The following is a 21,804-nucleotide window of genomic DNA, read 5'->3' on the forward strand; positions in this document are numbered from 1 at the left end:
GTTCCTGTTTGGCTGGGGATAAAGAGGCGCGGCCGATCATGGGTGCAATCCGTCCAGACGATCACGCAGGTGCCGCAGCGTGCGGATCATATACTTTTCCACCATGTTCTTGGACAGTCCCAGGCGTTCGGCGATTTCGGCCTGGGTCAGGCCTTCGATTTTCTGCCAGACAAACACCTTGCGGCAGTTGACCGGCAGCTCGGTGAGCGCCCGTTCAATGGAATCAGCCAACTGGATCGCATGCATGAAATGCTCCGGGTCGCCGGACGACGACGCACTGTGATCGATCGCCTCCGACTCCATGGCGCCCCGCCGATCCTCACGCCGATAACCATCCACCGCGATATTGCGGGCGGTCTGGTGCAAATAGGCCCGAGGTTGCTCCACCGCCGCCGAATCGGACTCAAGCACCCGCACGAAGGTGTCGTGGGCCAGATCCTCGGCCTGCTGACGATTTCTCAGGCGACGGGTCCAGGTGCCAACCAACTCTTCGTAATGCTCGAAAAAGCCGTGTCTGCGGGGCAACTTGGGGGTCATTGCGGCGTGCTGTGGAGACGGGGCGTGAATAGTAATGCTTCCTATTAACTGGAAGCAACGGATTCCAGACCGATGCCACACGTTTGCGCCGATGGGGCTGGAGAGGGAAAAGTTGATTTAGGCACGGAGCCAAAGGATTCTGGCAGGCATCCAAAAGAAGCGATCCACAGGCTGTAGCAAAGTGCAGCTATGCCTGTCACCGGTTTTACCCAAGGAATTGCCAATGTTCATGTTTAAAAGAAGACCCCTGGCTCGACTCGCGCTGGCCATCACCTTGGGCACCCTTGGCTTGCCTTGCTGGATGTCCAGTGCCCATGCCCACGGCGGTCATGCCGACATGGTGCCCTTGCAATCGACCCTTGAGGAATTTGGGGCGACGGTCAAATGGGATGACTATTCCAACCTGTTCACCATTGCCAAGGACGGGGTCTACCTCAAGGTCAAACCGGACAGCAAAGTCGCCATGCTCAACGGCAAGCGGATGGAGCTGTCGGTGCCGGTGGTGTTCAAGAACAACACCGCGTTCATGTCCAAGGACTTCATCAATCAGGTGTTCCAGTCCGGCCTGGACAAGACCTTCGTGGTCGAGACCCGCCCTAACCCGCTCAACCCGCTGAGTGCGGATGAAATCAAGGCAGCGGTGGCTATCGTCAAGACATCCGACCACTACAAGCCCGGTTTCCGTTTCACCGAAGTCTCCGTCAATGAGCCGCCGAAGGATCAGGTCTGGAACTTCGTATACACCGGGCAGAACGTCACCCAGCCGCGCCAGGCCAATATCGTCGTACTCGATGGCAAGCATGTGATCGAGGCGCTGGTCGATCTCGACAGCAAGACCCTTAAATCATGGAAACCGGTCGAAGGCGCTCACGGCATGGTCTTGCTCGACGACTTCGCCACCGTGCAATCGGCCATCGAGGCCAGCCCCGAATACGCCGAGGCGCTGGCCAAGCGTGGCATCACCGATGTGAAAAAGGTCGTGGCCACGCCGTTGACCGTCGGCTATTTCGACGGCAAGGACGGCCTGGCGCAAGATAAACGCCTGCTGAAAATCGTCAGCTACCTCAACACCGGTGACGGCAATTACTGGAGCCATCCGATCGAGGGCCTGGTGGCGATTGTCGACCTGGAGCAAAAGAAGCTGATCAAGATCGAAGACGGCGCGGTCATTCCGGTGCCGATGAAGCCGACGCCGTATGACGGGCGCGGGCGCAAAGGCATACAGGTCAAGCCGCTGGAGATCATCGAGCCGGAGGGGAAAAACTACACCATCACCGGCAACAGCATTCATTGGCAGAACTGGGATTTCCACGTCCGCCTCGATTCCCGTGTCGGGCCGATCCTGTCGACGGTCACCTATGACGACAAAGGCAAGAAACGCAAAATCATGTACGAAGGCTCGCTGGGCGGGATGATCGTGCCTTACGGCGATCCCGACGGCGGCTGGTATTTCAAGGCTTACCTTGATTCCGGCGATTACGGCATGGGCACGTTGACGTCGCCAATCGCCCGCGGCAAAGACGCCCCGGAAAACGCCGTGCTGCTGGACGCCACCATTGCAGACTACACCGGCGCCCCGACGTCGATCCCGCGCGCCATGGCCGTGTTCGAGCGCTACGCCGGCCCGGAATACAAACACCAGGAGATGGGCCAGCCGAACCTGAGCACCGAGCGTCGCGAATTGGTGGTGCGCTGGATCAGCACCGTTGGCAATTACGACTACATCTTCGACTGGGTCTTCCAGCAGAACGGCACCATCGGCATCGACGCTGGCGCCACCGGGATCGAAGCGGTTAAAGGCGTGCAATCGAAAACCATGCACGAGGCCACGGCCAAGGAAGACACGCGCTACGGCACCCTGCTCGACCACAACATCGTCGGCACCACCCACCAGCACATCTACAACTTCCGACTGGACATGGATGTGGATGGTGAGACCAATTCACTGGTTGAAGTGAACCCCGTGGTGCTGCCAAACGACCGTGGCGGGCCGCGCACCAGCACCATGCAGACTGAAAACAAAGTGGTCAGCACCGAACAGCAAGCCGCACAGAAATTCGACCCGTCGACCGTGCGCCTGTTGACCAACTTCAGCAAGGAAAACAAGGTCGGCAACCCGGTGTCCTATCAGTTGATTCCGTATGCCGGCGGGACTCACCCAGTGGCCAAGGGCGCCAACTTCGGCAAGGACGAATGGCTCTATCACCGCTTGAGTTTCATGGACAAGCAACTGTGGGTGACGCGCTACAACCCGGATGAGAAATACCCGGAAGGCAAGTACCCGAACCGCTCGGACAAAGACTCGGGGCTCGGGCAGTTCACCCACGATGACCAGTCCATCGAAAACAGCGACGACGTGGTCTGGCTGACCACCGGCACCACGCACATCGCCCGGGCCGAAGAGTGGCCGATCATGCCGACCGAGTGGGTGCACGTGCTGTTGAAGCCGTGGAACTTCTTCGATGAAACGCCGACGTTGAACCTCAACGCCCCTCAATAAACACCCACAGGGGTACGCGTTTATCCAATTGAATTTCACGCGTGTTTCTTGCGGTACTCACCCGGCGCGATGCCGAAGCGCGATTTGAACGCTGTGGAGAAATAGCTCGAATCGGAAAACCCCCACGAATAGCCGAGCACCGACAACTTCTGCTCCGTGCCCGAGCGACGCAGGGATTCCGCACACAAATCCAGACGCCGATTCTTGATGTAGCGCGCGACCACCAACCCCTTCCTGGCAAACATCCGATACAGCCCACGGGTCGACATGCCCACTTCCCGCGCCAGCCATTCCGGGCAGAGTTCCTCCGAGCGGATGTGCTCATCGATAAAGCTCAGGGTCTTGCGGAAGGTACGTTCATGCACATCGCCGCCGTCGTCGGTCTGACTGATCGCCGGGCGCAGCAGGCTGACAATCGCCTCCAGGGTCGCTTCGCTTTCCGGGCGACTGAGGTTTTGCTGGGACGTGGCGTCGAGGATCAAGCGGTGGGACAGCATCGCGATTGGCGATGTCGCGGCAATCCGGTGGCCGCATTTGACCTGATTGAAACGCAGGGTTTGTTCAACCAACTGATACGGCAGAATCAGCGACAGCTGCCGCGAGTTTTCGCTGTAGGTGAAGTCGCTGGGGCGCGAAGCGTCGATCAGCGTGATATCCCCGGCCGACAGTAAAACCTTGCTGTCGCCCTGGGCCATGCCGGCCGTGCCGTCGAGTTGGAACACCGCGAAATATTTACCGCCCTCGCCGGCGGCGACTTCCTGAGGCGTACGGTACAACCGCGCCTGGCGGGCATCGACAAAACTGAGTTTCAGCGCGCCGTCCTGATGCTCGCGGATCCGCCCGGCGAACTCTGCGCCGAGGGGTTGTGCATTGAAGGCGCCACAGATCTGATTGATCTGATGGATCCACTGATCAAACCCATCATGGCGCTGTGCAGTTGAAGAAATCATGTCGGGCCTCACGCAGGCTTATTTTTATTGTCTACGCCAATCCACAGGTTCTCCGTAACCGCATTGCTCCTGGACAACGACGGGCTATTTCAGCCCGCCAAAGCGCCGGTAGAAACTCTCGCCCACGTCCGGCAGCGGGCCATCGGCGGTTTCCAGCGCACTGTTCAACCATTCCTCGGCTTTGGCGTAGATCAACCGATAAATATTGCGGCACAACTGGCGTGCGGCACGGCCTTCCCAGTCACCGGGCAGCAACGCGTCCGGCAGTTGCGGGTCGCGCAGCAGCAATTTGCGGTACTCATGAATAAGCAGGACGCGTGCCAGGAAGCAGTCGGCCGGTTCCAGGTTCTCCTGCTCGCGAAGCGCTTGCCAGAGCGGTCGGAACAGTTGGATGAATTCGCTGTAATGGGTCGCCAGCTCCTCGATGTTCCAGCTCTCGCGCACTTGCAAACGCAAGGCCTTGGAGGCCAGGACGTCCTGCGCGGTGGTCTCGAAGACGATGGTTTCTTCCTGGGCGCCAAGGTCGAGCAAGGTTGCATTCAAATCGGAACGGTCACTGCGCGGACAGGCCAGCACGGCCGGCGAGATCGCACCAAAACCTTGCCATTCCAGTTCTTCGCGCACCTGTTTGCGCTTGTCCTGGGTCAGTTGCGTCAGCATCACCAGGCACCAGGAACCGTCCCACGCCGGCACGGTAGAGCTGTAGACCCGTTTGAACGCCTTGTCGAAACGCCGGCGACCGGTCCCGGTCAGGCTGTAATAGCTGCGACGCCCGACTTTCTCGGCAGTCAGCCAGCCTTCTTTGGTCAGACGGAAGATCGAGGTGCGGATCAGCCGTTCGTTGATGCCGATGGGCTCGAGCAATTGAATCAGGCTGCCCAGCCAGACCGTCCCGCCATGGGGCTCGATGGCATCGCCGTACAAGGTGATGATCAGGGAGCTGGCGCGGATCGGCGTCTGTTCCTGGAAACGGGTGATCAGATGGTTTAACGGTGTCAGGGACGACATGGGCGTACCGAGCTGAAAAAAAGAAAGGAATATACCGAATACGCATTCCCCTGTGGGAGCGGGCTCGCCCGCGAAAGCGGTGTGTCAAATAACATGTGTGTCCACTGACACTACGCTATCGCGGGCAAGCCCGCTCCCACAGGGTGTTGTGTTCATAGAGAACTGCCTTTCGGGCGCAAGCCGCTGTCGCTGATGCGTGGGCGATCCGGCTCCGGTTCGCTCAGCGGTTCGCAGACTTGCATCTGTTCAAGGCAACGCTTGGCCAGTTGCTGATACTCACGAGTGCCGGCCTGCTTCCACGCCACTTCTTCATCGCTGAGCGTGCGCTTGACGCTGGCCGGGGCGCCCATGACCAGCGACTGTTCCGGGCATTCGAAGCCGGCCTTGACGAAGGCCGCCGCCGAGACGAATGAACGCGGGCCAATGCGCGCGTTGTCCATCACCACGGCATTCATGCCCACCAGCGCATCGGCGCCGATCCGGCAACCGTGCAGTACGGCGCCATGACCGATATGGCCGTTGCGCTCGACCACGGTGTCGCTGTCCGGGAAACCGTGCATCACGCAGGTGTCCTGCAGATTGGCGCCCTCCTCCAGCACGATCCGGCCAAAGTCCCCGCGCAAACTCGCCAGCGGCCCGACGTAGCAATGCGGGCCGATGATTACGTCGCCGATCAGCACGGCGGACGGATGCACGTAAGCAGTGGGATCAACCACCGGGGTCAAGCCATCGAGGCTGTAGCAGGTCATGGAACGTTCCTCTTTGCGCAAAGCGATGCCGATATTGACTCATTTTGTATCACATCGCTTTTATCAACACAAAGACAAAAAACCGTATCACTTAAGCCGGCGCTGTCGAGAACGCTCGACGATGGCGCTTAATTCGCCATACAAACCAATAGAACCGGGGTTATGTCGCTGAAAAGCGACTCCAAAAAACCAGTCACTGAAAACACACCGCCGATCAATAAGACACATTAAATAAGTTTTACTATTGTATTTGCGTATCACGTTGTAGGTATACTCAGGCAAAACCGGCCCACCTGGCCGATCCAATAACGAGCCGGCACATCAGCCGAGCGTGCACCGTGAGGACATCCGCCATGCCTCTAACCCTCGCTGTCGAGTTCCTCGAGCCGGGCGTTCGCCTGATTACGCTGCAACGCCCGCAAGCACTGAACGCGCTGACCACCGAATTGCTTGGTGAACTGGCGGATGAACTGAATGCCGCACAAGCCGACCCCGACACCCGCGTCGTGGTCCTGACCGGCAGCCGCAAAGCCTTCGCGGCCGGTGCCGATATCAAGGAAATGGCCGAACGCAATCTGGTCGGCATCCTCGACGACCCGCGCCAGGCGTCATGGCAAACCATCACCCGCTTCAACAAACCGCTGATCGCCGCCGTCAACGGCTTCGCCCTCGGCGGTGGCTGCGAATTGGCGATGCACGCCGACGTCATCATTGCCGGTGAAGACGCCCGCTTCGGCCAGCCGGAAATCAACCTCGGGATCATGCCCGGCGCCGGTGGCACCCAGCGCCTGCTGCGCGCCGTCGGCAAATCCATGGCCATGCAGATGGTCCTGACTGGCGAGCCGATCGACGCCCGCCAAGCCCAACGCGCAGGACTGGTCAGTGAAGTGACGCAACCGGAATTCACCGTCGAACGTGCTTTGCAGATTGCTCGCGCCATTGCCGGCAAAGCCCCGTTGGCCGTGCGTCTGGCCAAGGAAGCGCTGCTCAAAGCGATGGACACCGACTTGGCCAGCGGACTGCGTTTTGAACGTCATGCCTTCACGGTGCTGGCCGGCACCCGCGACCGTGACGAAGGCATTCGGGCCTTTCAGGAAAAGCGCACGCCGACTTTTACCGGCGAATAGCTGCCAAAACGCCAACGAATTCGAACGACCTCTCAGAGAGCGCCATGACCATGAACTTCGAACACATCCTGTTTTCCATCGAGGCCGGCGTCGCCCTGCTCAGCCTCAATCGTCCGGACCAACTCAACAGCTTCAACGCGCAGATGCACGGCGAAGTGAAGGAAGCGTTGAAACAGGTCCGACAGCATCCAGACGTGCGCGTCCTGCTGCTGACCGGTGAAGGCCGCGGCTTCTGCGCCGGGCAAGATCTCAGCGACCGCAATGTCGCGCCGGGCAGCGCCGTGCCGGATTTGGGTGAATCGATCGAGAAGTTCTACAACCCGCTGATCCGCCAATTGCGCGACCTGCCGCTGCCGGTGATCTGCGCGGTCAACGGCGTGGCCGCCGGGGCCGGAGCCAATATTCCGCTGGCCTGCGACCTGGTGTTGGCGGCGCGCTCGGCGAGTTTCATTCAGGCCTTTTGCAAAATCGGCCTGATCCCTGATTCCGGCGGCACTTGGACGCTGCCGCGCCTGGTCGGTATGGCCCGCGCCAAGGCCTTGGCCTTGCTCGGCAACCGTTTGAGTGCCGAGCAAGCCGAGCAATGGGGGCTGATCTACCGCTGCGTGGACGATGCGGAACTGCGCAATGAAGCGCTGACGCTGGCCCGTCATCTGGCCACGCAACCGACGTACGGCCTGGCACTGATCAAGCGCAGCCTCAACGCCAGCTTGAGCAACACGTTCGACGAGCAGCTGGAGCTGGAAAAAGACCTGCAACGCCTGGCCGGGCGCAGCGAGGATTACCGTGAGGGCGTCAGCGCCTTCATGGAAAAACGCAGCCCACGTTTCAAGGGGCGCTAAGCCATGACTGCACTGAACACCCACGCACGCATCGCGGTGATCGGCGCCGGGGCCATGGGCGCCGGGATTGCGCAGGTTGCCGCACAGGCCGGCCATCCGGTGCTGTTGCTCGACAATCGTCCCGGCGCGGCTGCACAGGCGATCGATGGTATTGATCGGCAACTGGGCAAACGCGTCGAAAACGGCAAGCTTTCCGCCGAAGCACGTACTGCAACCCTCGCCCGCCTACGGGCTGTGGAAGCCATCGAAGCGCTGGCCGACTGCGCGCTGATCATCGAAGCCATCGTCGAGAACCTCGAGGTCAAACGCGCCCTCTTCCGCCAATTGGAAGGCATCTGCGGCGAGCACACCATTCTCGCGAGCAACACCTCGTCGCTGTCGATTACCAGCATCGCCGCGCAACTGGATCATCCGCAATGTTTGCTCGGCCTGCATTTTTTCAACCCGGCGCCGGTCATGGCGCTGGTGGAAATCGTCTCGGGCCTGGCCAGCGATCCGGCGCTGGCCGAGTGTCTGTATGACACCGCCAAAGCCTGGGGCAAAAAACCGGTGCACACCCGCTCCACGCCGGGCTTCATCGTCAACCGCGTGGCCCGGCCGTTTTATGCCGAGAGCCTGCGTCTGTTGCAGGAAGGTGCCGCCGATTGCCCAACCCTCGATGCGCTGATGCGCGATGCCGGTGGTTTTGCCATGGGCGCTTTCGAGCTGACCGATCTGATCGGCCATGACGTCAACTATGCCGTGACCTGTTCGGTGTTTGACGCTTATTACGGCGACACCCGTTTCCTGCCGTCGCTGATTCAGAAAGAGTTGGTCGACGCCGGGCGACTGGGACGCAAAAGCGGTCAGGGCTTCTATCGCTATGCCGACGGTGCCGAGCGTGCGCAGCCCTCATCAATCAGCAGCGAACATTCCGTTCAAACCTGCATTGTGGAAGGTGATCTGGGCATCGCCCAAAGCCTGATCCCTCGCTTGCGTGACCACGGCGTCGAAATCGTCCAACGCGATGGCCAAGGCTTGCTGCGGATTGGCGACGCCGTGCTGGCGTTGAGTGACGGACGCATGGCCAGTCAACGGGCCAAGAAGGATGGCCTGCGCAATCTGATCCTGCTGGATCTGGCGTTCGACTACGGCAAGGCCAGCCGCATCGCGATCAGCTGTTCGGCGGGCATCGATCCATCCGCATTCGAACAAGGCGTGGCGTTGCTGCAACGGGCCGGCCTCACTGTCAGCCTGCTCAGCGACAGCCCGGCCCTCGCCGTGCTGCGCACCGTCGCCATGCTTGCCAACGAAGCCGCCGACGCCCTGCTGCAAGGCGTGGCCTCGGCCGCCGACATCGATCTGGCGATGCGCGCCGGGGTCAATTATCCCCAAGGCCCGCTGGCCTGGGCCGATGCCATCGGGCTGTCGCAGATCCTTACCGTGCTGGAAAACCTGCAAGCCGGCTACGGCGAAGAACGTTATCGGCCGTCGCTGCTGTTGCGCCGTCGGGTCGTTGAAGGAAGGACATTCCATGACAAACCATGAAGCAATGAATCTGGCCAGCACCTGTGCGCAAACGATGTTCAAGCGCGACGCCGCCAGCCAGGCCATGGGCATGCGCCTGCTCTCGGCGGCGCCCGGCTGTGCCCGCGTGGGCATGAACGTGCGCGCCGAGATGATCCAGGGCCACGGCACATGCCACGGCGGCTACCTGTTTGCCCTCGCTGACTCGGCGTTTGCCTTCGCCTGCAACAGCTACAACGAGGCCACGGTGGCCATCGGTTGCAGCATCGACTACATCGCCCCGGCGCGCCTGGGCGACACCTTGACGGCCGATTGCACCGAGCAAAGTCGTTCCGGTCGCACCGGTAACTACGACGTACGCATTGAAAACCAACAGGGCCAGTTGATCGCCCTGTTTCATGGCAAATCCTACAAAGTGCGCGGCGCTGTGCTGACGCAGGAGACCCCTAATGAATGACGCCTTGATCATCGACGCGGTGCGGACCCCGATCGGTCGCTACGCCGGAGCCTTGAGCAGCGTGCGCGCCGACGACCTCGGCGCGGTGCCGCTGCGCGAACTGCTGCGCCGCCACCCGCAGGTCGACTGGAATGCCGTGGACGACGTGATCTACGGCTGTGCCAACCAGGCCGGCGAAGACAACCGCAACGTTGCGCGCATGTCGGCATTGCTGGCCGGGTTGCCGGTCAGCGTGCCCGGCACCACGCTCAACCGGTTGTGCGGTTCCGGGCTGGATGCGATCGGCACGGCGGCGCGGGCGATACGCTGTGGCGAGGCCGGGCTGATGCTGGTCGGCGGCGTCGAATCGATGTCCCGCGCACCGTTGGTGATGGGCAAGGCCGAGCAGGCCTTTTCCCGCGACGCGCAGCTCTACGACACCACGATCGGCTGGCGTTTCGTCAATCCGCTGATGAAAAAAGCCTACGGCATCGACTCGATGCCGGAGACCGCCGAAAACGTCGCCGAGCAGTTCAACATCTCCCGCGCCGACCAGGACGCCTTTGCCCTGCGCAGCCAGCAGCGAGCCGCCGCAGCCCAGGCCAGTGGACGCTTTGCCAAGGAAATCGTCGCGGTCGAAATCCCCCAGCGCAAAGGTCCGGCCAAAGTCGTCGAGCACGACGAGCACCCACGCGGCGACACCACGCTGGAACAATTGCAGAAGCTCGGCACACCATTCCGCGAAGGCGGCAGCATCACCGCCGGCAATGCGTCCGGGGTCAATGACGGCGCTTGCGCGCTATTGCTGGCCAGCCCGGAAGTCGCCAAACGCCACGGTCTGAAAGCACGCGGCCGGGTCGTCGCCATGGCCACCGCAGGGGTCGAACCTCGGATCATGGGCATCGGGCCGGTGCCGGCGACGCGCAAGGTGCTGGAACTGGCCAACCTGAGTCTCGCGGACATGGACGTGATCGAACTCAACGAAGCCTTTGCCGCGCAGGGTCTGGCGGTACTGCGCGAACTCGGCCTGAGCGACACCGATGCGCGGGTCAACCCGAACGGCGGTGCGATTGCCCTCGGCCATCCGCTGGGGATGAGCGGCGCACGGCTGGTGACCACCGCCCTGCATGAACTGGAAGAACGTCAGGGTCGCTATGCCTTGTGCACCATGTGCATTGGCGTCGGCCAGGGCATCGCGCTGATCATCGAGCGCCTTTGCGACTAAAGAACCGCGATTCCCGAGGAGCCGAGAGGTATCCTTGGGGCATGCACTCAAAGCCCTTGTGCAAAAGGGCTGAAACACAAAAATAATTCGAGTGAAGTTATGAACATGCCAATTGCCAAAGCCGTGCTTGATCCCGTGCTGGACCCGCTGGAAACCGCCAGCATCGACGAACTCCGTCAGCACCAGCTGGAACGCCTGCGCTGGAGCCTTAATCACGCCTACAACAACGTGCCGCTGTACCGTCAACGCTTCGATGCGCTGGGCGTGCACCCGGATGACATCAAGTGCCTGGAGGACTTGGCGAAGTTTCCCTTCACCACCAAATCCGACCTGCGCGACAACTACCCCTACGGCATGTTTGCCGTGCCGATGCATGACGTGGTGCGCCTGCACGCGTCCAGCGGCACCACCGGCAAACCGACCGTCGTCGGCTATACCCAGAACGACATCGACACCTGGGCCAACGTGGTCGCGCGTTCGATCCGCGCCGCTGGCGGGCGGCGTGGCGACAAAGTGCATATTTCCTATGGCTACGGCCTGTTCACCGGCGGCCTGGGCGCGCACTACGGCGCCGAACGGCTGGGCTGTACGGTGATTCCGATGTCTGGTGGCCAGACTGAAAAACAGGTGCAACTGATCCGGGATTTCCAGCCGGACATCATCATGGTCACGCCGTCGTACATGCTCAACATCGCCGATGAAATCGAGCGCCAGGGCATTGATCCGCACAAATTGGCCTTGCGCTTGGGCATCTTTGGCGCCGAGCCGTGGACCGCTGAATTGCGCAGCGCCATCGAGAACCGTTTGGGCATTACCGCGCTGGACATCTACGGACTCTCAGAAATCATGGGCCCGGGCGTCGCCATGGAATGCGCGGAAACCAAAGACGGGCCGACGATCTGGGAGGACCACTTCTATCCGGAAATCATTGACCCGGTCACCGGTGAAGTGTTGCCGGATGGGCAGATGGGTGAGTTGGTGTTTACCTCTCTGAGTAAAGAAGCGTTGCCGATGATCCGCTATCGGACTCGTGACCTGACGCGTTTGTTGCCGGGGACTGCGCGGCCGATGCGGCGGATCGACAAAATCACCGGGCGCAGCGATGACATGCTGATCATTCGTGGGGTCAATGTGTTCCCGACGCAGATTGAGGAGCAGGTGCTGAAAATCAAACAGCTTTCAGAGTGTTATGAGATTCATCTGTATCGCAACGGGAATCTGGACAGTGTGGATGTGCATGTGGAGTTGAAGGCTGAGCATCAGCATTTGGGGGATGATCAGCAGAAGGCGGTTTGTGCAGAGTTGAGTCGGCATATCAAGACGTATATCGGGATCAGTTCGCGGATTGTTTTGCAGCCTGTGCATTCGATCAAGCGGTCTGAGGGGAAGGCTTGTCACGTGATGGACAAGCGCCCGAAGGCATGACTGCTGCACCCTTTTTGGCCCCGCTTTTGCGGGGTTTTTTTTGGGGGCTTTCACTGGTTTGGGTGCCCACTTCATTTTCAAGCAGGCGCGGTGCCTGTGGGAGCTGGCTTGAACTGGTCAAGTAATCTTGGACACCGATTAAGGTTTCACGCCGCCAACTTCTCCCTGGCGACTGGTGACCGATAGTCGTTGTAGCTATGCGGCCTGGTGATGTTGTAGCGCGATACATAGCGCTGCACATCCGCTCGGGCCTCATGTTCCGATCCGTAGCCTGCTTCTGGCACCCACTCTGATTTCAAACTTCCAAAGAAACGCTCCATCGGAGCGTTGTCCCAGCATTCGCCTTTACGGCTCATGCTCTGCCGGAGTCCATGTTCCAGCAGTTCATTTCTAAATTTATGGCTGGTGTACTGGCAACCCTGGTCGGAGTGAAACAGTACGTCTTTTGGGCGACCGCGTAGTTCAATCGCCATCCGCAGGGCTTCGCAGGTCAGCGTGGCATCGGAGATCATCGAAAATGACCAGCCCACGATCCGGCGAGCGAACAAGTCCAGAACTGCCGCGAAATACAGCCAGCGCTTGCCGACTTTGATGTACGTCACGTCCCCACACCACACCTGATTGACCGCCGTAACATCAAACTTGCGTTTGAGCATATGCGGTGCCACCAAAGCTTCCACGCCGGGTGACTTGTACTTATGGCGCCGGCGTTGACGGCTGACAATGCCTGCTTCTCGCATCAGGCTGCGAGCCATGAATCGCCCGACATCATACCCGCCGGCTTGCAGCTGTTTAGCCAAGGTACGAGCACCCGCAGACTCTCTCGACGCCCTGTGGTGTTTGAGCAGCATGGCCTTGAGCCTCTCTCGCTTAGGACTCACTTTGCCTTGGCGCTGACGCCATGCGTAAAAGCTACTGCGGTTTATTCCGAAGACACGACAGCAATCGTTAACGCCGTACTGCTCGCCCAGCTCACAGATCAACGAGAGTGATCTTTGGCGTCCAAAAGCAGGAGAGCACTGGCCTTTTTTAGGATTTCGATATCCCGGTCTCTTTGCCTGAGCAAGGCTTTAAGTTCCTGGATCTCTCGCTGATCCGCGGTAATCGCCTTGGCTCCCACCGGAGTCGAACCCAAGCGTTCCTTACGAACCTGATCGACCCAGCGGCGCAAGGCCGTAGGGCCAATATCCAAACTGGTGCAGACCTCGGGAACGGACTGCCCCTCGTCCAGCACCATGCTGGCAGCCTTGAGTTTGAACTCATTGGAATAAGATTTACGCATATCCAAACACCTCAGATTTGGGCGCCATCATAGCGCCCGATTGAGGTGTCCAAAATCATTAGGCCAGTTCAGCTTGCCTGCGAAAGCGGCCTTATAGCCGACCATTCTCGTTCAGGTGTACATATCCATTTCTGCGGTAACGGCGGCTTTTGGTTCCGCCCTTACGGCGGGTTACTTGGAAAAGCGCCAAGTAACCAAGCGCTTTTGCCCCTTTCGTTCGGTGCCTCGCTAAGGCTCGGCATGCCCTCGCTCCGGTCCTGCTCCGTGGGCCCGCCGCCATCGGCCATCCATGGCCGGGGGCGGCTAAACCGGCATCCATGCCGGTTTGCCCACTACGCAGAACCTCCACTCGGCCTCTCGAGGCGGCGGTGCATCAAGATCAAAAGCACGGCGGCCTACAGGCCGGCCTGATTGGGGAGTACGCGTTCCCCTGTGGGAGCGAGCCTGCTCGCGAAGACATCCTGACAGCCGACCAAGTTCTCTCTGCCTACCGCAATCTGACAGCCGACCAGACTTACTCGGCGCCCCCCCTCAACCTGATCGTTCCCCACGCTCCGCGTGGGAATGCATCCCGTGACGCTCCGCGTCACACCCGCGCACGACTCCGGCCCAACGTCGACAGCGCGTCACGATCAAAGCCCCGCGCAGCGTCATAAAGCCAGGTTGGCCCGCAGGCCGCCTCGCTTTGCCTGGCTTTTGATCTTGATCTGCCCCGTCGGAAGGCCGAACGCAGGTTCTGCGCAGTGGGCAAACCGGCATGGATGCCGGGTTAGCCGCCCCCGGCCATGGATGGCCGATGGCGGCGGGCCCACGGAGCAGGACCGGAGTGAGGGCATGCCGAGCCCAAGCGAGGCACCGTACGTCAGGGGCGCAAGCGCTTGGTTACTTGGCGCTTTTCCAAGTAACCCGCCGTAAGGGCGGAACCAAAATCCGCCATCACCGAAAAAACGGATATACACACCCACCCAAAGCGATACAAAAAACAATTACGACACATCATTTTGTGTTTGATATTAAATTCTGTATCGCTTATAAAGTTCTCCATGCCCTCGACAAGATTCAAGGCGGGAGACCCCAAATGTACGCACAGCTCGTAGAAACCGGCGTAAAGCGCATCAAAGACCTCTCGGAGATGTCCGAGCAGGAACGCGCCTTTCAGGAAAAAATCGATTCAGAAATCAAGATCGAAGCTAAAAACTGGATGCCTGATGCCTATCGTCAAACCCTGATCCGCCAGATCTCCCAGCACGCCCACTCGGAAATCGTCGGCATGCTGCCCGAAGGCAACTGGGTCACCCGCGCGCCGTCGCTCAAACGCAAACTGCAATTGATGGCCAAGATTCAGGACGAAGCCGGCCACGGCCTGTACCTGTACAGCGCCATGGAAACCCTCGGTGCCGACCGCGACGAAGAAATCGCCAAGCTGCACAGCGGCAAGGCCAAGTACTCGAGCATTTTCAATTACCCGACGCTGAACTGGGCCGACATGGGCGCGGTGGGCTGGCTGGTGGACGGTGCGGCGATCGTCAATCAGGTGGTGCTGCAGCGCACCTCATATGGCCCCTACTCCCGGGCCATGGTGCGGATCTGCAAGGAAGAAAGTTTCCACCAGCGCCAGGGCTACGAAATCCTCCTGACCATGATGCGTCACGGTAATCAGGCGCAGAAAGACATGGTCCAGGACGCGATCAACCGCCTGTGGTGGCCGTCGCTGATGATGTTCGGCCCGAGCGATGAACACTCGCCGAACAGCGCCCAATCCATGGCCTGGAAAATCAAGCGCCAGAGCAATGACGAACTGCGCCAGCGCTTCATCGACCAGACCATCCCGCAGCTGGAATTGCTGGGCTGCACCTGCCCCGACCCGGACCTGAAGTGGAACGCCGAGCGCGGTCACTACGACTTCGGCGAAATCCAGTGGAGCGAATTCTACGAAGTGCTCAAGGGCAACGGTCCATGCAACCAGGAACGTGTGGCCACCCGCCGCAAAGCCATTGAAGACGGTGCCTGGGTCCGCGAAGCCGCGGTCGCCCACGCGCGTAAAAAACAGAACAAAAACGCCGCCTGATCGGCCACCTGATGTGGAGTCACCGCAATGTCTGAATGGACCCTTTTTGAAGTCTTCGTGCGCAGCAAGCACGGTCTCAACCACAAGCATGTCGGCAGCGTGCATGCCGCCGACACCACCATGGCCATCGAGAATGCGCGCGAGTTGTACACCCGCCGCAGCGAAGGCGTGAGCCTGTGGGTCGTGCCCTCAAAGCTGATCACCGCCTCCTCCCCGGATGAAAAAGACCCGCTGTTCGACCCGGCGGACGACAAGGTCTACCGCCACGCCAGCTTCTACGAGCTGCCGGCCGAAGTCGGGCACATGTGAGGTCGACCATGAACAACCAGACTGATCTGATCGAATACCTGCTGCGCCTCGGCGACAGCGCCCTGATCCAGGGCCAGCGCCTGTGCCAATGGTGCGGCAAGGCCCCGGCGCTGGAAGAAGAACTGGCGCTGATGAACGTCGGCCTCGACCTCGTCGGCCAGGCCCGCAACTGGCTGGACTACGCCGCCGAATTGCTCGACGACGGTCGCGACGCCGATGACCTGGCGTTCCGCCGTGATGAGCGCGCCTATCGCAACCTGCTGCTGGTGGAACAACCCAACGGCGATTACGCGGTGACCATTCTCAAGCAATTCCTCTACGACGCCTGGCACCTGCAAGTGCTCAGTGGCCTGAGTCAGTCCAGCGACGAGCGCATTGCCGGGATCGCCGCCAAAGCAGTGAAGGAAGTCACCTATCACCTGCGCCGTTCCGGCGAGTGGGTCGAGCGTCTGGGTGACGGCACCGAGGAAAGCCACAAACGCATGCTCGCGGCCATCCCTGAGGTCTGGCGTTTCACGGTCGAATTGACCAGCGCCGACGACAGCGAACAACGTCTGTGCAATGCCGGCATCACCCCGGACACCGCGCAAGTCGCTGCGGCCTGGCAAGCCACGGTCAGCGAGATTTTCGCCAGCGCCACTCTGCCCGTGCCCGCCGCGCCGAGCTATTTCTACCTGAATGCTCGCAAGGGCCTGCACACCGAACACCTGGGTATTTTGCTGGCCGAGATGCAGTTCCTGCCCCGAGCGTACCCCGATGCGACCTGGTGAGTTGATCGCCAGCGACCAGGGCGCGCGGCCGGCACAACCGACCGACCTGGCCGCTGCGTGGGCAACCTTGGCGCGGGTCATGGACCCGGAAGTGCCAGTGGTCAGCGTGGTCGACCTCGGCATCGTTCGCGATCTCGACTGGCAGGCCGGGCACTTGCACGTGGTGGTCACGCCGACCTACTCCGGCTGCCCCGCCACCGAAGTGATCGAAAGCGATATCCGCGACGCGCTGGAACTCGCCGGGTTCAGGGCGCCGCAACTGGAGCGCAAATTGACCCCGGCCTGGACCACCGACTGGATCACCGACATGGGCCGCGAACGCCTGCGCGCCTACGGCATCGCACCGCCCGACGGCAGCTCCAGCAAACGCAGCCTGCTTGGCGAAAGCCCGGTGATTGCTTGCCCGCAATGCGGCAGCACGCACACCGAAGTGCTCAGCGAATTCGGCTCCACCGCCTGCAAGGCGTTGTACCGCTGCTGCGATTGCCGGGAACCGTTCGACTATTTCAAGTGCATCTGAGCGGCGATCGGCCGTCCCAGCTGGAGAACAAAAATGAGTAAATTTCATAGCCTGACCATCAAGGACGTGCGCCCCGAGACCCGTGACGCGGTGTCCATCGCCTTCGATATTCCGCAGCACCTGCAAGACAGTTTTCACTTCACTCAAGGCCAGCACCTGGTGATGCGCACGCAGATGGATGGCGAAGAAGTGCGCCGCTCGTATTCGATCTGCACCGGGGTCAATGACGGTGAACTGCGCATCGCCATCAAGCGCGTGGCCGGCGGGCGTTTTTCCGCGTTTGCCAACGAACAGCTGAAGGCCGGGCACAGCCTGGAAGTGATGCCGCCAGCCGGGCACTTTCATGTCGAACTGGACCCGACTCGCCATGGCAACTACCTGGCCGTTGCGGCGGGCAGTGGCATCACGCCGATCCTGTCGATCATCAAGACCACCCTGCAAACCGAACCGCACAGCCGCGTCACGCTGCTGTATGGCAACCGCTCGAGTTCCGGCGCCTTGTTTCGCGAACAACTCGAAGACCTGAAAAACCGCTACTTGCAGCGCTTGAACCTGATCTTCGTGTTTAGCCGCGAGCAGCAGGATGTCGACCTGTACAACGGCCGGATCAACGCCGAGAAGTGCGAGCAATTGTTCAGCCGCTGGCTCGACGTCAAAGCCCTCGACGCCGCGTTCATCTGCGGCCCGCAGGAGATGACCGAAACCGTTTGCGACAGCCTGAAAGCCAAAGGTATGCCGGCTGAACGCATCCATTTCGAGCTGTTTGCCGCTGCCGGCAGCCCGCAAAAACGCCAAGCCCGCGAGGCCGCTCGCCAGGTTGATGCGGCGGTCAGTCAGATCACCGTGATCAGCGACGGCCGCGCCCTGGCCTTTGACCTGCCGCGCAACACGCAAAGCATCCTCGACGCGGGTAACGCGCAAGGCGCTGAACTGCCTTATTCGTGCAAGGCCGGCGTGTGCTCGACCTGCAAATGCAAGGTCATCGAAGGCGAAGTGGACATGGACAGCAACCACGCCCTGGAAGATTACGAAGTGGCCGCCGGCTATGTGCTGTCGTGCCAGGCATTCCCGATCAGCGACAAAGTCGTACTGGATTTCGACCAGCTCTAAAGCACCACACCCCCCTGTAGGAGCTGGCTTGCCAGCGAAGAGGCCAGTGAGATCTCCGTCGATCTTCAGGCTGCCTTCGCTGGCAAGCCAGCTCCTACAGGGGGGGACACCGCATTTCAGATTTACCCACAACAAAAACAACAAAACGAGAGCGCGCCATGACCCCCAAAGACGTAGAACTCATCCGCCAGCACCCCGACTTCATCCAGTTGGTTCGCCGCAAGCAGAACCTGTACTGGTCGCTGTCGCTGATCATGCTGGTGATCTATTTCGGCTTCGTCCTGCTGGTGGCGTTCTCCCCCAGCACCCTCGGCCAATCCCTGAGTGGCGGCGTGACCAGCGTGGGCATGCTGGTCGGCGTGGTGATTGTGGTGTTGGCGTTCGCGCTGACCGGTTTCTACGTCTATCGCGCCAACAACGTGATCGACCCGCTCAACGAAAAGCTGAAGCAGGAGTGCGCCCAATGAGCCGGCTTCTAGCGTTTTTCCTGCTGCCCCTGGCCTGTGTCGCTGACTTTGCGGCTGCGGCCGACGGCGCATCCCGCCCGTTGAACTGGAACGCGATCGGCATGTTCCTGGTGTTCGTCCTGTTCACCCTCGGCGTCACCCGCTGGGCCGCGTTGCGCACCCGTTCCGCCAGTGATTTCTACACCGCAGGCGGTGGCATGACCGGGTTCCAGAACGGCCTGGCGATTGCCGGTGACATGATCTCCGCAGCGTCCTTCCTGGGCATTTCGGCGATGATGTTCCTCAATGGTTATGACGGTTTGCTCTACGCCCTGGGCGTATTGGCAGGCTGGCCGATCATTCTGTTCCTGATCGCCGAACGCTTGCGCAACCTCGGCAAATACACCTTCGCCGACGTGGTGTCCTATCGCCTGGAACAAACCCCGGTGCGCCTGACCTCGGCCTTCGGCACCCTGACCGTCGCGTTGATGTACCTGGTGGCGCAGATGGTCGGTGCCGGCAAGTTGATCGAGTTGCTGTTCGGCATCGATTACCTCTACGCGGTGATGCTGGTCGGCGTGTTGATGGTGTTCTACGTGACCTTCGGCGGCATGCTCGCCACCACCTGGGTGCAGATCATCAAAGCGGTGATGCTGCTGTTCGGCACCACCTTCATGGCGTTCATGGTGCTCAAGCATTTCGGTTTCAGCACTGAAGCCATGTTCGCCGGCGCCACCGCCGTGCACGCCAAGGGCAACGCGATCATGGCGCCGGGCGGCTTGCTGTCGAACCCGATCGATGCGATCTCGTTGGGGCTGGGCATGATGTTCGGCACCGCCGGCCTGCCGCATATCCTGATGCGTTTCTTCACCGTCAGCGATGCCAAGGAAGCGCGTAAAAGCGTGTTCTACGCCACCGGTTTTATCGGCTATTTCTACTTGCTGCTGATCATCGTCGGCTTCGGCGCCATCGTCATGGTCGGCACCGATCCCGCGTTCCGCGATGCCAGCGGCGCGATCATCGGCGGCGGCAACATGATCGCCGTGCACCTGGCGCAAGCCGTCGGTGGCAACCTGTTCCTCGGCTTCATCTCGGCGGTGGCGTTCGCGACCATTCTGGCGGTGGTCGCCGGGTTGGCGTTGTCCGGCGCGTCGGCGGTGTCCCACGATTTGTATGCCTGCGTGATGCGCAAGGGCCAGGCCAGCGAACAGCAGGAAATTCGCGTCTCGCGGATTGCCACGCTGTGCATCGGCGTGCTGGCGATCATCCTCGGCCTGTTGTTCGAATCGCAGAACATTGCCTTCCTCTCCGGGCTGGTGCTGGCCATCGCCGCGTCGGTGAATTTCCCGGTGCTGTTCCTCTCGATGTACTGGAAAGGCCTGACCACTCGCGGCGCGGTGACCGGCAGTCTGGCCGGGCTGACCTCGGCGATTGTCTTGCTGGTGCTGAGCCCGGCGGTGTGGGTCAACGTGCTGCACCACGACAAAGCCCTGTTCCCCTACTCCAACCCGGCGCTGTTTTCCATGAGCCTGGCCTTCTTGAGCGCCTGGGTGTTTTCCGTCACCGACACCTCGCCCCGTGCCGCCCTTGAGCGTGGCCGTTATCTGGCGCAGTTCATCCGTTCGATGACCGGCATTGGTGCCTCCGGCGCCAGCAAGCACTAAACCACGACGATCAAGGCAGGGAATAAAAACAATGAAGCCCGCACGTACCGCCCCTTACGAATCACTGTTTTCGTTAGCCGCCGCATTGAGTCTGCCCATGGTCGCACCGTGCGCCATGGCCGACTTCATCGACGACAGCAAGGCCCGTATTGAAATGCGCAACCACTATATCAATCGCGATTTCCGTCAGGACAACGCGCCGCAATCCAAGGCCGAGGAATGGGCGCAGGGCTTCACCGCGCGCATCGAGTCGGGGTTCACCGACGGCACCTTCGGCTTCGGTCTCGATGCGCTGGGCGAGCTGGGATTGAAACTCGATTCCAGCGCGGATCGCCGTGGCACCGGGCTGTTGCCCTTTGGCCCGAACAGCCATGAACCGGCGGACGAGTTCAGCGAATTGGGGCTGACCGGCAAGCTGCGGGTGTCCAAAAGCGTGTTGAAACTCGGCACCCTGCAACCGTTGTTGCCGGTAGCGACCTACAACGACACCCGCCTGCTGAGTTCCACTTTTGAGGGCGGCTTGCTCACCAGTCAGGAAATCACTGGCCTGACGGTCAATGCCGGGCGCCTGACCAAGGCCAACCTGCGGGACTCGTCCAGCAACGATGACATCGGCTTCGGCGCCGCCAGCAGCGATCACTTCGACTTCGCCGGCGGCAGCTACACCTTCAGCCCGCAACTGAACCTGAGCTACTACTACGGCAAGCTCGATCAGATCTATCGCCAGCAATTCGTCGGGCTGGTGCATACCCAGCCGCTGGGCAACGGGTTCAACCTGCGCAGCGACATTCGCTATTTCGACAGTCGGGGCGATGGCGCCGAGCGGGCCGGGCGCATCGACAACCGCAACTTCAACAGTATGTTCAGCGTGTCCCACGGTGCCCACAAGGTCAGTGCCACGTACCAGCAGTTGTCCGGCGACAGCGCCTTTCCGTTCCTCAACGGCGGCGATCCGTACGTGGTCAACCTGGTGACCTTCAACACCTATACCCGCGCCGACGAGGACTCCTGGCAACTGCGTTACGACTACGACTTCGCGGCGCAAGGCATCCCCGGCCTGACCTTCATGACCCGTTACACCGACGGCAACCACGTCAAGGCCGGCAGCGTCGACAACGGCCGCGAGCGGGAACGCGACACCGACATCAGTTACGTGATCCAGAGCGGCGTGTTCAAGGACGTCAGCCTGCGCTGGCGCAACGTGACCTTCCGTTCCGGCAATGGCTTGACCACCGACCTCGACGAGAACCGGCTGATTGTCGGTTACACCCTGGCGCTTTGGTAATCCCTTAATGGCGCGGTCACGGTCGCGCCAACACTTTTCATAAAT

General features: G+C 60.8%; 21 protein-coding genes. 15 read left to right on the plus strand and 6 right to left on the minus strand.

What is annotated here, in order from left to right; translation table 11 throughout:
* Positions 1-36: 36 nt before the first annotated feature.
* Entirely contained in the window at positions 37-537 is a 501-nt protein-coding gene (locus ACA057_RS21820) for a sigma-70 family RNA polymerase sigma factor (protein ID WP_059406951.1), read from the minus strand.
* Between the two features lie 223 nt (positions 538-760).
* On the opposite strand from ACA057_RS21820, the gene tynA reads away from it, so the two are divergent.
* Positions 761-3,037, plus strand: a complete 2,277-nt coding sequence (gene tynA / locus ACA057_RS21825; RefSeq protein ID WP_497342227.1) for a primary-amine oxidase — start codon at positions 761-763, stop codon at positions 3,035-3,037.
* Between the two features lie 35 nt (positions 3,038-3,072).
* Here tynA and feaR read toward each other — a convergent pair whose 3' ends face one another.
* The 3 genes from feaR to paaY form a co-directional block, all read right to left on the minus strand.
* Positions 3,073-3,987 carry a transcriptional regulator FeaR gene (feaR, locus tag ACA057_RS21830; protein WP_497342229.1) on the minus strand — a complete coding sequence of 305 codons (915 nt, stop codon included), beginning with the start codon at positions 3,985-3,987 and terminating at the stop codon, positions 3,073-3,075.
* 84 nt (positions 3,988-4,071) lie between these two features.
* Positions 4,072-4,995, minus strand: coding sequence for a phenylacetic acid degradation operon negative regulatory protein PaaX (gene paaX / locus ACA057_RS21835; RefSeq protein ID WP_497342231.1), 924 nt, complete (start codon positions 4,993-4,995; stop codon positions 4,072-4,074).
* Positions 4,996-5,147: 152 nt separating this feature from the next.
* The gene (gene paaY / locus ACA057_RS21840; protein WP_497342233.1) at positions 5,148-5,744 is read right to left on the minus strand and encodes a phenylacetic acid degradation protein PaaY; all 597 of its coding nucleotides are present in this window, start codon (positions 5,742-5,744) and stop codon (positions 5,148-5,150) included.
* 353 nt (positions 5,745-6,097) lie between these two features.
* Between paaY and paaF the strand changes: the two genes are divergently transcribed.
* The 6 genes from paaF to paaK all read left to right on the plus strand — a co-directional run bounded on the left by paaF (position 6,098) and on the right by paaK (position 12,305).
* Entirely contained in the window at positions 6,098-6,871 is a 774-nt protein-coding gene (paaF, locus tag ACA057_RS21845) for a 2,3-dehydroadipyl-CoA hydratase PaaF (protein WP_497342235.1), read from the plus strand.
* Between the two features lie 50 nt (positions 6,872-6,921).
* Entirely contained in the window at positions 6,922-7,713 is a 792-nt protein-coding gene (gene paaG, locus ACA057_RS21850) for a 2-(1,2-epoxy-1,2-dihydrophenyl)acetyl-CoA isomerase PaaG (protein WP_497349984.1), read from the plus strand.
* 3 nt (positions 7,714-7,716) lie between these two features.
* Positions 7,717-9,240, plus strand: a complete 1,524-nt coding sequence (gene paaH / locus ACA057_RS21855; protein ID WP_497342237.1) for a 3-hydroxyacyl-CoA dehydrogenase PaaH — start codon at positions 7,717-7,719, stop codon at positions 9,238-9,240.
* Entirely contained in the window at positions 9,227-9,676 is a 450-nt protein-coding gene (gene paaI, locus ACA057_RS21860; protein ID WP_497342239.1) for a hydroxyphenylacetyl-CoA thioesterase PaaI, read from the plus strand. Before paaH ends, paaI begins: the two co-directional genes overlap by 14 nt.
* On the plus strand, positions 9,669-10,880 hold the full coding sequence (gene pcaF / locus ACA057_RS21865) for a 3-oxoadipyl-CoA thiolase (protein ID WP_497342241.1): 1,212 nt from the start codon (positions 9,669-9,671) through the stop codon (positions 10,878-10,880). The genes paaI and pcaF overlap by 8 nt, the downstream gene beginning before the upstream one ends.
* Before the next feature lie 99 nt (positions 10,881-10,979).
* Positions 10,980-12,305, plus strand: coding sequence for a phenylacetate--CoA ligase PaaK (gene paaK, locus ACA057_RS21870; protein ID WP_497342243.1), 1,326 nt, complete (start codon positions 10,980-10,982; stop codon positions 12,303-12,305).
* A 146-nt stretch (positions 12,306-12,451) separates the two neighbouring features.
* Here the strand turns inward: paaK and ACA057_RS21875 are convergent, their stop codons facing one another.
* Positions 12,452-13,288, minus strand: a complete 837-nt coding sequence (locus ACA057_RS21875; protein WP_497342245.1) for an IS3 family transposase — start codon at positions 13,286-13,288, stop codon at positions 12,452-12,454.
* Positions 13,285-13,587 carry a transposase gene (locus tag ACA057_RS21880; RefSeq protein ID WP_497342247.1) on the minus strand — a complete coding sequence of 101 codons (303 nt, stop codon included), beginning with the start codon at positions 13,585-13,587 and terminating at the stop codon, positions 13,285-13,287. The genes ACA057_RS21875 and ACA057_RS21880 overlap by 4 nt, the downstream gene beginning before the upstream one ends.
* 1,078 nt (positions 13,588-14,665) lie before the next feature.
* On the opposite strand from ACA057_RS21880, the gene paaA reads away from it, so the two are divergent.
* From paaA to ACA057_RS21920, 8 genes are all read left to right on the plus strand, one after another.
* Positions 14,666-15,655 (plus strand): 1,2-phenylacetyl-CoA epoxidase subunit PaaA, encoded by a 990-nt coding sequence (gene paaA, locus ACA057_RS21885; RefSeq protein WP_008032385.1) that lies wholly within the window; start codon positions 14,666-14,668, stop codon positions 15,653-15,655.
* 27 nt (positions 15,656-15,682) lie between these two features.
* On the plus strand, positions 15,683-15,964 hold the full coding sequence (gene paaB / locus ACA057_RS21890) for a 1,2-phenylacetyl-CoA epoxidase subunit PaaB (RefSeq protein WP_155582068.1): 282 nt from the start codon (positions 15,683-15,685) through the stop codon (positions 15,962-15,964).
* An 8-nt stretch (positions 15,965-15,972) separates the two neighbouring features.
* Positions 15,973-16,734, plus strand: a complete 762-nt coding sequence (gene paaC / locus ACA057_RS21895) for a 1,2-phenylacetyl-CoA epoxidase subunit PaaC (protein WP_497342250.1) — start codon at positions 15,973-15,975, stop codon at positions 16,732-16,734.
* Entirely contained in the window at positions 16,721-17,254 is a 534-nt protein-coding gene (paaD, locus tag ACA057_RS21900; RefSeq protein ID WP_497342252.1) for a 1,2-phenylacetyl-CoA epoxidase subunit PaaD, read from the plus strand. The genes paaC and paaD overlap by 14 nt, the downstream gene beginning before the upstream one ends.
* Before the next feature lie 33 nt (positions 17,255-17,287).
* On the plus strand, positions 17,288-18,364 hold the full coding sequence (paaE, locus tag ACA057_RS21905) for a 1,2-phenylacetyl-CoA epoxidase subunit PaaE (RefSeq protein WP_497342254.1): 1,077 nt from the start codon (positions 17,288-17,290) through the stop codon (positions 18,362-18,364).
* Positions 18,365-18,522: 158 nt separating this feature from the next.
* A complete protein-coding gene (locus ACA057_RS21910; protein ID WP_059406968.1) occupies positions 18,523-18,831 on the plus strand; it encodes a DUF485 domain-containing protein in 309 nt (102 codons plus the stop codon).
* Positions 18,828-20,474, plus strand: a complete 1,647-nt coding sequence (locus ACA057_RS21915) for a cation acetate symporter (RefSeq protein ID WP_497342256.1) — start codon at positions 18,828-18,830, stop codon at positions 20,472-20,474. Before ACA057_RS21910 ends, ACA057_RS21915 begins: the two co-directional genes overlap by 4 nt.
* A 31-nt stretch (positions 20,475-20,505) precedes the next feature.
* Positions 20,506-21,759 carry an OprD family porin gene (locus tag ACA057_RS21920; RefSeq protein ID WP_497342258.1) on the plus strand — a complete coding sequence of 418 codons (1,254 nt, stop codon included), beginning with the start codon at positions 20,506-20,508 and terminating at the stop codon, positions 21,757-21,759.
* Positions 21,760-21,804: the final 45 nt, after the last annotated feature.

The sequence above is a fragment of the Pseudomonas sp. LBUM1661 genome, from assembly GCF_059695925.1.